The organism is Pseudomonas sp. Fl5BN2, assembly GCF_009908205.1.
Classification (GTDB): domain Bacteria; phylum Pseudomonadota; class Gammaproteobacteria; order Pseudomonadales; family Pseudomonadaceae; genus Aquipseudomonas.
On record NZ_JAAARL010000011.1, the window covers coordinates 54,247 to 66,617 of the forward strand.

The following is a 12,371-nucleotide window of genomic DNA, read 5'->3' on the forward strand; positions in this document are numbered from 1 at the left end:
TTGTTTTTCCGCCAGGCAAATTACGCCGGGGCGGAGGTGCGGATCAAGTGATCAAAGGCGCTGAGAGAAGCCTTGGCGCCCTCGCCTACCGCAATCACGATCTGCTTGTATGGCACGGTGGTGACATCACCGGCGGCGAACACACCCGGCAACGAAGTCTCACCACGGGCATCGACAATGATCTCGCCGCGAGGCGACAGCTCGACCGAACCTTTGAGCCAGTCGGTGTTGGGCAACAGCCCGATCTGCACGAAGATGCCTTCGAGGTCGACCGTATGGAACTCACCTGAATCACGGTCCTTGTAGACCAGGCCAGTGACCTTCTGCCCATCGCCTTTCACTTCGCTGGTCAAGGCACTGGTAATCACCTTGACGTTGGGCAGGCTGTGCAACTTGCGTTGCAGTACAGCGTCGGCGCGCAGCTTGTTGTCGAACTCCAGCAAGGTCACATGGCTGACGATACCCGCCAGATCGATGGCCGCTTCGACGCCGGAGTTGCCGCCGCCAATCACTGCCACCCGCTTGCCCTTGAACAGCGGACCATCACAGTGCGGACAGAAGCACACACCCTTGGCCTTGTATTCCTGCTCACCCGGCACGCCCATCTCACGCCAGCGGGCACCGGTGGCCAGAATCACCGACCGGGCCTTGAGGCTGGCGCCGCTTTCGAAGCGGATCTCGTGCAGCCCGCCGACTTCCTTCGCCGGTATCAGCGCACTGGCGCGCTGCAGGTTCATGATATCGACGTCGTACTGCTTGACATGGGCTTCCAGCGCCGCAGCCAGTTTCGGCCCCTCGGTCTCTTGTACCGAAACGAAGTTCTCGATGGCCATGGTGTCCAGCACCTGGCCGCCGAAGCGCTCGGCAGCAACACCGGTGCGAATGCCCTTGCGCGCGGCATAGATGGCCGCCGAAGCGCCGGCAGGGCCACCGCCGACCACCAACACGTCAAAAGCCTGTTTGGCATTGAGCTTCTGCGCCTGCTTCTCTGTCGCACCGGTATCGAGCTTGGCCAGGATTTCTTCCAGGCCCATGCGCCCCTGACCGAAGTTCACGCCGTTGAGGTAGACGCTGGGCACAGCCATGACCTTGCGCTCGTCGACCTCGGCCTGGAACAACGCGCCGTCGATGGCCACGTGGCGGATATTCGGGTTGAGCACTGCCATCAGGTTCAGCGCCTGGACCACGTCCGGGCAGTTCTGGCAGGACAACGAGAAGTAGGTTTCGAAGTTGAACTCGCCCTTGAGCGAGCGGATCTGCTCGATCACTTCAGCGCTGGCCTTGGATGGATGACCGCCGACTTGCAGCAGGGCCAGCACCAAGGAGGTAAATTCGTGGCCCATGGGGATACCAGCGAAACGCAGGCTGATATCACTGCCCGGGCGATTCAACGAGAACGAAGGCTTGCGCGCATCGGTGCCGTTGTCGAGCAAGGTAATCTGTGTGGAAAGGCTGACGATATCTTTGAGTAACGCGAGCATTTCCTGGGATTTCGCACCGTCGTCGAGAGAGGCGACGATCTCGATCGGCTGGGTGACCCGTTCCAGGTATGACTTCAACTGAGCTTTAAGATTGGCGTCCAACATACGGGCGATCTCCTGTTTTGATTCGGTAGAAAAAACAACGCCCGAGCGAATCTCGCCCGGGCGTTATTTGAGGGCGGTGCAGCTGACTTAAGTGCGGATGACCGCCCTTGGATAACTCACGGACTTAGATCTTGCCGACCAGGTCCAGGGACGGAGCCAGGGTGGCCTCGCCTTCTTTCCACTTGGCTGGGCAGACTTCGCCTGGGTGAGCAGCGACGTACTGAGCGGCCTTGATCTTGCGCAGCAGCTCGGAAGCGTCACGGCCTACACCGCCATCGTTGATTTCAACGATCTTGATCTGGCCTTCAGGGTTGATCACAAACGTGCCACGGTCAGCCAGGCCAGCTTCTTCGATCAGCACGTCGAAGTTGCGGGAGATGGCCAGGGTCGGGTCGCCGATCATGGTGTACTGGATCTTGCCGATGGCTGGCGAAGTGTTGTGCCAGGCCGCGTGAGCAAAGTGGGTGTCGGTGGAAACGCTGTAGATCTCAACGCCCAGTTTCTGGAATTCGGCGTAGTTGTCGGCCAGGTCTTCCAGCTCGGTTGGGCAGACGAAGGTGAAGTCAGCCGGGTAGAAGAACACGACAGACCATTTGCCTTTCAGATCGGCGTCCGACACTTCGACGAATGCGCCGTTTTTGAATGCGGTAGCTTTGAATGGTTTAACTTGGCTGTTGATGATAGGCATCGTTGACTCTCCATCAGTGGTTGAAAATGTTGGGTGAAACTTGATGGGGAGAATCCTAGCCAATGACTCGCCGCTTGGCTCATTGGTAAAGCCGATGCCTTCGATAGAGCTTTGCTATCAGCCCACAGTATTAATAGAAGAAACCTGTATCTACTGCCGAACCGGCTTTTCGTCTATCCGCGCCATGCCCATGAATGGACTGGCTTCGACGTAACGCATTGCGGACTTAAGGTCCTTCCAGCCGACATAGCTCATCAGCGACTTCAAGTCCCAGCCGCTGCGATGGGCCCAGGTGGCAAAACCACGACGCAGCGAGTGGCTGGTGTAGTGCTCGGCGGCGATCCCGGCGCGCTCCAGGGCCTGGCGCAGCAGCGGAATCACACTGTTGGCATGCAGTCCCTGCTCACTCAAGTGCCCCCAGCGGTCGATACCGCGAAACACCGGACCACGGACCAGCGCTGCACTGTTGAGCCACTCGATATAGGCTTGCACCGGACACAGGCGCTGCAAGGCCGGGGTGTGAAAGGTCCGACCAAGGTTTTCGCGATCACTCTTGCTGCGCGGTAAATAGAGGCTAATGCCGGAACCGGCGTTGGCCTGCACGTGTTCGATCTGCAGGCGGCACAGCTCATCACTGCGAAACCCGCGCCAGAATCCCAGCAGGATCAGCGCCCGGTCACGCCGGGCCCGCAGCCAGTCGGCCTGACGACCCTCGTCGCTGGCAGTCGCGGCCTCCCCATCGAGCCAGGCAATCACCTGCTCCAGGTGCTGCAGTTGCAACGGTTCGGCCTGCTTCTCCTGAACCGGGTGCACCGCACGAATACCCTTGAACACCTGCCGCACCACCGGGGCCTTGGTCGGATCGGCAAAGCCCTGGCTGTTGTGCCACTGGGCCAGGGCCGAGAGGCGCAACTTCAAGGTGTTGATCGACAACGTCCCGGCATAGGTTGCGAGATAGCGCGCCACGCTGTCCGCCGTCGCCGGCAGGAACCCGCCCCAATGCACCTCGAAATGCTCGATTGCCGCCCGATAGCTGCGACGGGTGTTGTCGCGGGTGGCGGCTTGCAGATAACGATCCAGCTCACTCATGGAGACTCGACTCAGGCAGGTACAGGGCGGGAATGGGCGAAAGTAGCCATTGAAGGCTATGACACGGGGTAATACCAGTATATCCCAGGTTATATTCTTGCTATCGAAAGCTCGAACCCTCCTGTACAATTATCAGTAATTACATACCACGTAACACAGTACTAAATCGTCGGAGGATGCATGGCTCGTGGAGGCATAAACAAGGCAGTAGTAAAGAAGGCGCGCCAAGCCATTCTTGCCCGCGGCGAACACCCCAGCATCGATGCCGTACGCATAGAAATGGGCAATACCGGCTCGAAAACCACCATCCACCGCTACCTGAAAGAACTCGACGACGGCACCTCCCGCCGCGACGCAGGGCCGGTAGCGCTGGACGAAGAATTGGGCGAGCTGGTGGGACGACTGGCCCAACGCCTGCAGGAGCAAGCCCAGGAGCCTCTGGAACAGGCCCTCGCCCACTTCGAAGAGCAGAAGCAGGCCCTGGAACAAGTGCTGAATGAAGCTCGGCGCAACGAAGATCAGCTGCAACGGCAACTGCAGATCCAGGCCAGCGCCCTGGCGGGTGAAAGCACGGCACTGCAAAACACCCGCTCCATGCTGCAGAGCGAGCAGACCCGCAACGCCGAAATCAACCAGGCACTCAAGGACTGCCACCTGCGCCTGGAAGACAAGGAGCAGCAGATCCGCTCCCTGGAGGAAAAGCACCTGCACGCCCGGGACGCCCTGGAACATTACCGCGCCGCCAGCAAGGAACAGCGCGAACAGGAACAGCGCCGTCACGAAGGGCAATTGCAGCAGGCGCAGATGGAGTTACGTCAGGCCCAGCAGAGCGCGCTGCTGCGCCAGGATGAAATCACCCAACTGCATCGCGACAACGAACGCCTGCTCAGCGAACAGCGGGCCACCCATAAAGAGCTGAAACAAACCCAGGATGGCGCGAGCAAAAGCGCCGCCCAGCAGGCACGACTCAGCGAGCAGCTGGCTCGCCAGGACAGCGAGAACACCCTACTCCAGGAACGCTTGCGCGTAGCTTCAGAAGAAATTCAGACACTCAAGCAAAGGGCCGATCAACAGACCCGGCTGAGCAAGGAGCTGGAGTTGCGCGCCACCAAGGCCGAGACCGGCCTTGAGGCGCTGCGCCTGGCTGCCATAAGCAACGCCCAGCCAGACGCAACAGCGGACTCGTGATCAGTCCGCGACAGGGGTCCGCATGGTGACGAACTCTTCGGCGGCCGTCGGATGCACACCGATGGTTTCGTCGAAGTCGCGCTTGGTCGCCCCTGCCTTCAGGGCAATCGCCAGGCCCTGAACGATTTCCCCGGCGTCCGGGCCGACCATATGGCAGCCCAGCACCTTGTCGCTGTCGGCATCCACCACCAGCTTCATCAGGGTACGCTCCTGGCAATCGGTCAGGGTCAGCTTCATCGGCCGGAAACGGCTTTCGAAAATCTGTACCCTGTGCCCCGCCTCACGCGCCTGTTCCTCGGTAAGGCCAACAGTGCCAATGTTCGGCAAACTGAAGACCGCCGTCGGGATCATCTGGTAATCCACTGGACGATACTGCTCGGGCTTGAACAGGCGTCGAGCAACCGCCATGCCTTCAGCCAGGGCCACAGGCGTCAACTGGACGCGACCGATCACATCGCCAATCGCCAGGATCGACGGTTCGCTGCTCTGGTACTGGTCGTCCACCTCAACAAAACCACGCTTGTCGAGCTTGACCCCGGTGTTCTCCAGCCCCAGGTTGTCGAGCATCGGCCGGCGGCCGGTGGCGTAGAACACGCAATCCGCCAACAGCTTACGGCCATCCTTGAGGGTGACTTCAAGGCTGCCATCAGCCTGCTTGTCGATGCGCTCGATATCAGCATTGAATTGCAGCCCCAGGCCACGCTTGGTCAGCTCTTCCTGCAAGTGCTTGCGTACCGCACTATCAAAGCCCCTCAGAAACAGATCACCGCGATACAGCAGCTGCGTCTTCGCACCCAGACCATGGAAAATCCCGGCAAACTCCACCGCGATATAACCACCACCCACCACCAGAACACGCCCAGGCAACTCTTTGAGGAAGAACGCCTCATTGGAACTGATGGCATGCTCGCGCCCCGGAATATCCGGGATCTGCGGCCAGCCGCCAGTAGCAATCAGAATGTGCTTGGCGGTGTAACGCTGGCCATTGACCTCCACCTGATGCGGATCGATCAACCTGGCATGCCCCTCATGCAAGGTCACGCCGCTGTTGACCAGCAGATTGCGGTAGATGCCGTTGAGGCGATTGATTTCGCGATCCTTGTTGCCAATCAGGGTCGCCCAGTCAAAGTTCGCCTCACCCAGCGACCAGCCAAAACCTGAGGCCTGTTCGAAGTCCTCGGCAAAGTGGGCACCGTACACCAAGAGTTTTTTTGGCACGCAACCAACGTTGACACAGGTACCACCCAGATAGCGGCTTTCGGCAACCGCGACTTTCGCCCCGAAGCCTGCGGCGAATCGCGCGCAACGCACACCACCGGAACCGGCGCCAATTACATAAAGATCAAAATCGTAGGCCATTTCACTCTCCCAGGCAGGCTGACAAGCATAACCGCAGATGGCGATCGGGTCAGCGCAGAGGATGGACATAAGGGCGACAAATGAAAAAGCCACCCGAAGGTGGCTTTTCCCGACAAACCCGTGCAGCGACTATCAGTAAGCCTTGCCGGTCTTGTAGAAGTGCTCGAAACAGAAGTTGGTCGCTTCGATGTAGCCTTCGGCGCCACCGCAGTCGAAACGCTGGCCTTTGAACTTGTAGGCAATCACGCAACCGTCCTGCGCCTGTTTCATCAGGGCGTCGGTAATCTGGATTTCACCACCCTTGCCTGGCTCGGTCTGCTCGATCAGGCTGAAGATGTCCGGCGTCAGAATGTAACGACCAATGATCGCCAGGTTCGACGGTGCATCTTCCGGCTTTGGCTTCTCGACCATGTTACGCACACGGTAAAGGTCGTCGCCAATCAAGTCACCAGCGATCACGCCGTACTTGTTGGTTTCCTGCGGATCAACTTCCTGGATCGCAACGATGGTGCAGCGGTACTGCTTGTACAGCTTGACCATCTGGGTCAGGACGCCGTCGCCCTCCAGGTTCACACACAGGTCGTCAGCCAGGACTACTGCGAACGGTTCGTCACCGATCAGCGGACGACCGGTCAGGATCGCGTGACCCAGGCCTTTCATCTCGGTCTGACGGGTGTAGGAGAACGAGCACTCATCCAACAGCTTGCGGATACCGACCAGGTATTTTTCCTTGTCGGTGCCCTTGATCTGGTTTTCCAGCTCGTAACTGATGTCGAAGTGGTCTTCGAGGGCGCGTTTGCCACGCCCGGTCACGATGGAGATTTCAGTCAATCCAGCATCCAGCGCTTCTTCAACGCCGTACTGGATCAGTGGCTTGTTCACCACCGGCAGCATTTCTTTAGGCATGGCTTTAGTCGCTGGCAGGAAGCGAGTACCGTAACCGGCTGCTGGGAACAAGCATTTCTTGATCATATGAGTCCTTAAAAAGGCTGTGCGTACAAGTTTCGGCGCAGTCTAATCAGGCGGCGTGCACCTTACAATGCCCCCCGCTAGCTAACCGCTGCCATCATAGAGAAATAAAGCTCAAGATAGTTCCGCAGCATCCACCAGATAGCCTGCGGCGTAAACCTTCAAAACGCCGCAGCCCCCTTAAACCAGCGCCTGTACGCTCGCGCCAATGGCTCAAGGGCGCGCCTCGAAGAGGCTTGCAAAGTAGCCTTTCAAGTAGTTTTTCAGGCTATATCCCTGTTGCCACTGATGGCACTCCCCAGGGCACAAGGTGCGGCCAGAATGCCACCGACAAAGTGCCGCGCCACCGGGGTCACGGCACTTTTCAGCAGTCACCGCTGACTAAGGTGATGCACTGTACCGAAATGGCCAATGGCTATAGCATCGCCAACTAGATGACAGACCCCAATGCTTCCTCCTCCAAGATGATGAAATCCCCCATGAACAGACTTCTCACCGTCACTGCGGTGCTGGCCCTGAGCGGATGCGCTACCGCGTCCAATACCTACCTGGCCAACGGCGAGCCAGGCCTGAGCATCGACTGCTCCGGAGAAGCCGGCTCCTGGGCCAGTTGCTACGAAAAAGCCGAGGCATCCTGCGCCGGTACCGGCTATCGGATCGTCAGCACCCAAGGCACGCCCTCCCCCAAGGAGAGCGACAAAACCCTGGGAGTCGACGTTGGCAACTATAAAAGTCGTAGCGTGGTGGTGGTCTGCAAGTAGAGGGCGAACACCCGCTACATGTGAATTTCGGCGAACTTGATCCCCAGGCCGCGAATGGTTTCGATCAGGTCGTCAAGACGGGAAAAGGATTCCACCTCGTCGCTCTCATCCACCAAGAAGTAGCTGCGCCCAGCGCTTTTCTTGAAGAACACAATCCATTCCCCCGAATTGGCCGGGTTCTGAATCACATGGGTGGCAGAGATCGAGCCCTCTGCATGCTTTTCCCTGACGTGTTCCCGCTTCATGCTTTCTCCAAAAAAGACGACGCCGCCAAAGCGCAAGCCTGGGCGGCATCGTTGACGATAGGCGACAGTTTATCGGATGCCCTGGCCTATCAGCACGCCTTCTACCGTCTGACCGTATAAATTCACCCCGTCATTGGCGTGAAACTTGACGCGGGTCTTCTCGATCGAGCCTTCCACCAGGCGCGGATCCTGAGGTCGCTCATGGCTGTTGACGAAGGCCGCCACGTCCCATGCCTGCTGATCACTCAAGCTGCCCCCTTTGCCCAACGGCATGTTGTGCTTGATAAAGGACGCGGCGGTGTTGATCCGATGCATTCCCGCCCCCCAGTTGTAGGAATCCTTGCCCCAGAGTGGCGGCATCACGTAATCCGCTCCCACCTTCTGCCCCTGGCCTTGCTCGCCATGACAAACCGCGCACTGCGCCTGATACACCGCGCCACCCTGTTTCAGGTCGTAGCCCTTGGCAGGCTGCGCCACATCGGGATAACCGCGCCCAGGCAACTCCACGCCCAGCGGCGCCTTGCTCGCCAGCCAATAGGCATACACCGACAACGCAGTAATTTCCGGGCTGTCTGCCGCCGGCGGCTTACCACCGTTCATGCTGAACTGGAAGCAGCCCTGCAGGCGCTCGGCAAAGGTATTCACCCTGTCGTTCTTCTTGCGATATGCGGGGTACATCGGGTAAGCGCCCCAGAGCGGCGCGGAGTTGGCCAAACGCCCCTGATCAAGGTGGCAGTTACTGCAGTTGAGCCCGTTGCCCACGTACTGTGGCGCTCGGCGCTTGGTGTCGACAAACAACGCATGCCCCTCACGTACCAACTTGCCATAGGCGTTGTCCGGCAACTCGCTCTCGGCCGGCGGCTTGAAGTAGTCGGCATGCGCGGGAGCATTTGGCGCCGGAATCTGCGACTGATCTTCCATGACGATGGTGGCTGCCTGCACCTGAACCGCGAGCAACGCCATCAGCGCCCCTGCAATCAATGGTTTCATGGTCGCGCCTCCGGTTGATTCAAGCTCGCGAAGTAATCCGCCACTGCGGCAACTTCTTCGGCACTCAGGGATTTGGCGATATGCCCCATCAGGTCATTGGGGTCATTGTGCCGGCTGCCCTCGCGCCAGGCGTTCAACTGCGCCACCAGGTAAGTGGCAGGCTGGCCGGCCAGCGGCGGAAAGGCCTCGCCAACACCCACGCCGCCAGGGCCGTGGCAACTGACGCACTCGGGAATCTGCCGCTCCCAGGCACCGCGCAATGCCAAACGCTCACCGACGCCGGTGGCCGCCTGGCTGCGGCTGACCGTTGCGGTTTTCGGCCCGGGCATGGCTGCCAGGGCAGTGGTCACCGCAGTGATTTCGTCTTCACTCAGGGCTTTGGCCAGAGGTTGCATGACCGGGCTGGTGCGGGCACCGCTGCGAAAGTCGTGCAACTGCTTGCTGAGGTAGGCCGCCGGCAGCCCGGCAAGACGCGGAAAACCGGCGGGCGCCAGGCCCATGCCATCCGCACCATGGCAGGCCAGGCAGGCCGTCGCACCCGGCTGGGCGCCGCCCTGGGTGAAGATTTTCTGCCCGTCCACGGCATGGGCAGTTTGCACAAACAGCAGCATCAGGCCACTCAATAGCATTCGATCCAGTGGGATCATATGAACTCCATTATTCTAGTTATATGCTTAGACCTAGTTGATATAAGCACACAAATAGTAGGTCAATTGATCCACGGCGACAACGCGAAATTGGCGCTTTTACATTGAATGAAAGCCGTTGAATGCAATGTTTCTCCAGGGCAGCAAAAAGCCTGCTGACACACCCCCCATTCAAGATCGGTACGTCAGCAGGCTCGGGGCAGTGCTATTGCTTCAGGACTCAACCAGAGATGCACGCCTCTGCGGCCTTGCGCACATCCTGAGGACGCAAAGGGTTGTTGGACATCTGCTCATGCAACTTGATGCTGCTGCCACTAGAGCGCCCTTCAATGTAGAAGACCGCCGCCGGAGCTGGTGACAGGCTCTGCGGAACAATCACTCGATAGCCATCTTTATGCGGCTCGACTTGCAATGCGCCACGGCTGTCGGCGAGCTTCCCGGTCAAGCAGGTGACGTATTCCTGAGGCTTTTTGCCAGAAATGACACTCAGCGTCGGCGGCGTCTGGTCGATGTCCGAGACAGTCGCACAGCCACTGATTGCCAAGGCCAGAATCCATACCCACCGTTTCATATGAAATCTCCAATAAAGTCCTTCCGACAGCAAAGGCGCTGTTTTTCTCCGGAGGCCCGGCTTTATCGCCGATAAAAATCCAAATAACTGTTTTAAATTGTCAAAGCCCGACACCGGGTTCGAATAATAACCCTTTGGGCCTGATAAACTCCGCCATCGCCCACGCAAACGTTTTTTGCTTTTGTAGATATAGCCCTTCTGGAGGCGCCCATGAAATTCATCCACCAGCGCGAGCACCTGAACGAAGACGATATCGTCGTCATCGAATGCTCCCAGGTCTGCAACATTCGTCTGATGAACGATGCCAACTTCCGCAGCTTCAAGAACGGCGGCCGCCATACCTATCACGGCGGGGCTTTCGACCAGTTCCCGGCGAAGATCACGGCACCGAGCACCGGTTTCTGGAATATCACCATCGACACCGTCAACCGTCGTCCCATCAGCGTGACTCGCAAGCCGAACCTGACGCACTCGATCCGCATCATCCGGCGCTCCAGCTCGAAACTGCGCTAAGCCCCAGCCTCTTCGCGACAACAGGTATCCCCGTGCCCCACACCACCAAGTACGTCATCAAATACAAACTCAACGGTGAGCGCCGCTTCGAATTCGCCCAACTCGAAACCGGCACCCAGGAAGAAGCCCTGGCCGCCCTCGAAGCGCTGCATGGCCAATCCGGCGATGTCATCAGCGAAGTCAGCGTCAGCAAGGCCCTGTAAAGCGTCCGCCACTCGGGGCAGATTCAAGCGCAAGCAACGGAGTGTTCACCAGACACCTGGCACCTAGACTGGCCAGGATTGCTTCTTGTCCAGGACACCCGTGCCATGCCCGCACTCTCGCTACATGATCGCCTGCAACAGCTGGATTGGGGAGGCATCGAGCAGGCCCTCGACCAGGACGGCTGCGCCCGTCTCGAAGGCCTGCTGAGCGTGGATGAATGCCAGTCCATGAGCCAGCTGTATCAGCACCCCGAGCTGTTCCGTTCGAAAGTGATCATGGCCCGCCATGGTTTCGGTCGCGGCGAATATCAGTACTTTCGCTACCCGCTGCCGGACCTGGTGGCCGAGTTGCGCCAGTTGCTCTATCGGCGCCTGGTAAACCAGGCCAACCGCTGGAACCAGGCGATGCACATCGATATACGCTACCCGGCGCAACATCCGGCGTTCCTCCAGCGCTGCCATGCCGCCGGACAGCAACGCCCCACGCCACTGTTGCTGCAATACGGCGCCGAGGATTACAACTGCCTGCATCAGGACCTGTACGGCGAGCATGTGTTTCCCTTGCAGGCGGCCTTCTTGTTGTCGCAACCTGGGACGGATTTCACCGGCGGCGAACTGGTGCTCACCGAGCAACGCCCACGCATGCAATCACGGCCTCAGGTCATTGGTCTGAAGCAGGGTGATGGGCTGATATTCGCCGTGCATCATCGACCGGTCAGCGGTTCCCGCGGCCCCTATCGAGTGACCCTGCGCCATGGTGTCAGCCGCATACTCAGTGGCCGGCGCCACACCCTTGGAGTGATTTTTCACGATGCGTTGTAGCGATACCGAGCCTTCCAGCCTCGGACTGTTCAGCGAAAGCGACCTACAGCAGCCAGCACGCAGCGACGCGCTGGGGCCTCAGGCCTGGGTGCTGCGCGGGTTTGCCCTGCCCTGGATCGAGCGCCTGCTGCCAAGACTCGACGAGGTACTGGCGGCAGCGCCGTTTCGCCATATGGTGACGCCGGGCGGCTTCAGCATGTCGGTGGGGCTGAGCAGTTGCGGACAATGGGGCTGGACCACCGACCGCAGTGGTTATCGCTACAGCCGGATCGACCCACAGAGCCTGCGGCCCTGGCCGGCGATGCCCGAAGTGTTTCGGCAACTGGCCGAGGCCGCAGCGGATGCCGCAGGCTTCAGCCGGTTCACCCCCGACTCCTGCCTGATCAATTGCTACCGACCCGGCGCGAAGATGTCCCTGCACCAGGACAAGAACGAGCACGACTTCAACGCCCCCATCGTGTCCTTGTCCCTGGGCCTGCCGGCGATCTTTCTGTTCGGCGGCCAGCAGCGCAGCGACCAGAGCCAGCGCGTGCCGCTGCTGCACGGTGATGTGGTGGTCTGGGGTGGCGTGGATCGCCTGCGTTATCACGGGGTGCTGCCGCTCAAGGACGGCAATCATCCCCAACTGGGCCAGCAGCGGATCAACCTGACATTTCGCCTGGCTGGCTGAAACCTAGAGTTCAACCGCAAGGCCCGGAGTGCGAATCAGCCACTGCCAGCCTAAGCTGGCCACCCTTGCT

General features: G+C 59.5%; 15 protein-coding genes. 6 read left to right on the plus strand and 9 right to left on the minus strand.

Going from position 1 to position 12,371, the window contains the following annotated elements:
* Positions 1-20: 20 nt before the first annotated feature.
* From ahpF to GV819_RS16755, 3 genes are all read right to left on the minus strand, one after another.
* The gene (gene ahpF, locus GV819_RS16745) at positions 21-1,586 is read right to left on the minus strand and encodes an alkyl hydroperoxide reductase subunit F (protein WP_161757168.1); all 1,566 of its coding nucleotides are present in this window, start codon (positions 1,584-1,586) and stop codon (positions 21-23) included.
* A 124-nt stretch (positions 1,587-1,710) separates the two neighbouring features.
* Positions 1,711-2,274 carry an alkyl hydroperoxide reductase subunit C gene (ahpC, locus tag GV819_RS16750; protein ID WP_011061677.1) on the minus strand — a complete coding sequence of 188 codons (564 nt, stop codon included), beginning with the start codon at positions 2,272-2,274 and terminating at the stop codon, positions 1,711-1,713.
* 150 nt (positions 2,275-2,424) lie between these two features.
* Positions 2,425-3,363: a site-specific integrase gene (locus tag GV819_RS16755; protein WP_161757169.1), complete on the minus strand. Its 939-nt coding sequence runs from the start codon at positions 3,361-3,363 to the stop codon at positions 2,425-2,427.
* A 180-nt stretch (positions 3,364-3,543) separates the two neighbouring features.
* Here GV819_RS16755 and GV819_RS16760 point away from each other — a divergent pair, with 180 nt between their 5' ends.
* On the plus strand, positions 3,544-4,551 hold the full coding sequence (locus tag GV819_RS16760) for a DNA-binding protein (RefSeq protein WP_161757170.1): 1,008 nt from the start codon (positions 3,544-3,546) through the stop codon (positions 4,549-4,551).
* Here the strand turns inward: GV819_RS16760 and gorA are convergent, their stop codons facing one another.
* Positions 4,552-5,910: a glutathione-disulfide reductase gene (gorA, locus tag GV819_RS16765; protein ID WP_161757171.1), complete on the minus strand. Its 1,359-nt coding sequence runs from the start codon at positions 5,908-5,910 to the stop codon at positions 4,552-4,554.
* 132 nt (positions 5,911-6,042) lie between these two features.
* Positions 6,043-6,882 (minus strand): UTP--glucose-1-phosphate uridylyltransferase GalU, encoded by an 840-nt coding sequence (gene galU / locus GV819_RS16770; RefSeq protein WP_161757172.1) that lies wholly within the window; start codon positions 6,880-6,882, stop codon positions 6,043-6,045.
* A 476-nt stretch (positions 6,883-7,358) separates the two neighbouring features.
* Here galU and GV819_RS16775 point away from each other — a divergent pair, with 476 nt between their 5' ends.
* Positions 7,359-7,640, plus strand: a complete 282-nt coding sequence (locus GV819_RS16775) for a hypothetical protein (RefSeq protein ID WP_161757173.1) — start codon at positions 7,359-7,361, stop codon at positions 7,638-7,640.
* Between the two features lie 14 nt (positions 7,641-7,654).
* Here the strand turns inward: GV819_RS16775 and GV819_RS16780 are convergent, their stop codons facing one another.
* The 4 genes from GV819_RS16780 to GV819_RS16795 all read right to left on the minus strand — a co-directional run bounded on the left by GV819_RS16780 (position 7,655) and on the right by GV819_RS16795 (position 10,093).
* Positions 7,655-7,885 carry a hypothetical protein gene (locus GV819_RS16780; RefSeq protein WP_161757174.1) on the minus strand — a complete coding sequence of 77 codons (231 nt, stop codon included), beginning with the start codon at positions 7,883-7,885 and terminating at the stop codon, positions 7,655-7,657.
* 69 nt (positions 7,886-7,954) lie between these two features.
* A complete protein-coding gene (locus GV819_RS16785) occupies positions 7,955-8,875 on the minus strand; it encodes a c-type cytochrome (protein WP_161757175.1) in 921 nt (306 codons plus the stop codon).
* Positions 8,872-9,522: a c-type cytochrome gene (locus GV819_RS16790; RefSeq protein WP_161757176.1), complete on the minus strand. Its 651-nt coding sequence runs from the start codon at positions 9,520-9,522 to the stop codon at positions 8,872-8,874. The genes GV819_RS16785 and GV819_RS16790 overlap by 4 nt, the downstream gene beginning before the upstream one ends.
* Before the next feature lie 220 nt (positions 9,523-9,742).
* A complete protein-coding gene (locus GV819_RS16795; protein WP_161757329.1) occupies positions 9,743-10,093 on the minus strand; it encodes a hypothetical protein in 351 nt (116 codons plus the stop codon).
* A 210-nt stretch (positions 10,094-10,303) separates the two neighbouring features.
* Here GV819_RS16795 and GV819_RS16800 point away from each other — a divergent pair, with 210 nt between their 5' ends.
* The 4 genes from GV819_RS16800 to alkB all read left to right on the plus strand — a co-directional run bounded on the left by GV819_RS16800 (position 10,304) and on the right by alkB (position 12,301).
* Positions 10,304-10,606: a DUF1883 domain-containing protein gene (locus GV819_RS16800; protein ID WP_161757177.1), complete on the plus strand. Its 303-nt coding sequence runs from the start codon at positions 10,304-10,306 to the stop codon at positions 10,604-10,606.
* A gap of 32 nt (positions 10,607-10,638) precedes the next feature.
* On the plus strand, positions 10,639-10,809 hold the full coding sequence (locus GV819_RS32945; protein WP_368668904.1) for a hypothetical protein: 171 nt from the start codon (positions 10,639-10,641) through the stop codon (positions 10,807-10,809).
* 105 nt (positions 10,810-10,914) lie between these two features.
* Complete coding sequence (locus tag GV819_RS16805) at positions 10,915-11,631, plus strand: 2OG-Fe(II) oxygenase (RefSeq protein ID WP_161757178.1); 717 nt, start codon at positions 10,915-10,917, stop codon at positions 11,629-11,631.
* A complete protein-coding gene (gene alkB, locus GV819_RS16810) occupies positions 11,621-12,301 on the plus strand; it encodes a DNA oxidative demethylase AlkB (RefSeq protein ID WP_161757179.1) in 681 nt (226 codons plus the stop codon). The genes GV819_RS16805 and alkB overlap by 11 nt, the downstream gene beginning before the upstream one ends.
* The last annotated feature ends 70 nt before the right edge of the window (positions 12,302-12,371 follow it).

Excerpts from the sequence above, each read along its gene's own strand:
- ahpF (WP_161757168.1), bottom strand. The coding sequence starts at position 1,586 with ATGTTGGACGCCAATCTTAAAGCTCAGTTGAAGTCATACCTGGAACGG.
- ahpC (WP_011061677.1), bottom strand. The coding sequence starts at position 2,274 with ATGCCTATCATCAACAGCCAAGTTAAACCATTCAAAGCTACCGCATTC.
- GV819_RS16755 (WP_161757169.1), bottom strand. The coding sequence starts at position 3,363 with ATGAGTGAGCTGGATCGTTATCTGCAAGCCGCCACCCGCGACAACACC.
- GV819_RS16760 (WP_161757170.1), top strand. The coding sequence starts at position 3,544 with ATGGCTCGTGGAGGCATAAACAAGGCAGTAGTAAAGAAGGCGCGCCAA.
- gorA (WP_161757171.1), bottom strand. The coding sequence starts at position 5,910 with ATGGCCTACGATTTTGATCTTTATGTAATTGGCGCCGGTTCCGGTGGT.
- galU (WP_161757172.1), bottom strand. The coding sequence starts at position 6,882 with ATGATCAAGAAATGCTTGTTCCCAGCAGCCGGTTACGGTACTCGCTTC.
- GV819_RS16775 (WP_161757173.1), top strand. The coding sequence starts at position 7,359 with ATGAACAGACTTCTCACCGTCACTGCGGTGCTGGCCCTGAGCGGATGC.
- GV819_RS16780 (WP_161757174.1), bottom strand. The coding sequence starts at position 7,885 with ATGAAGCGGGAACACGTCAGGGAAAAGCATGCAGAGGGCTCGATCTCT.
- GV819_RS16785 (WP_161757175.1), bottom strand. The coding sequence starts at position 8,875 with ATGAAACCATTGATTGCAGGGGCGCTGATGGCGTTGCTCGCGGTTCAG.
- GV819_RS16790 (WP_161757176.1), bottom strand. The coding sequence starts at position 9,522 with ATGATCCCACTGGATCGAATGCTATTGAGTGGCCTGATGCTGCTGTTT.
- GV819_RS16795 (WP_161757329.1), bottom strand. The coding sequence starts at position 10,093 with ATGAAACGGTGGGTATGGATTCTGGCCTTGGCAATCAGTGGCTGTGCG.
- GV819_RS16800 (WP_161757177.1), top strand. The coding sequence starts at position 10,304 with ATGAAATTCATCCACCAGCGCGAGCACCTGAACGAAGACGATATCGTC.
- GV819_RS16805 (WP_161757178.1), top strand. The coding sequence starts at position 10,915 with ATGCCCGCACTCTCGCTACATGATCGCCTGCAACAGCTGGATTGGGGA.
- alkB (WP_161757179.1), top strand. The coding sequence starts at position 11,621 with ATGCGTTGTAGCGATACCGAGCCTTCCAGCCTCGGACTGTTCAGCGAA.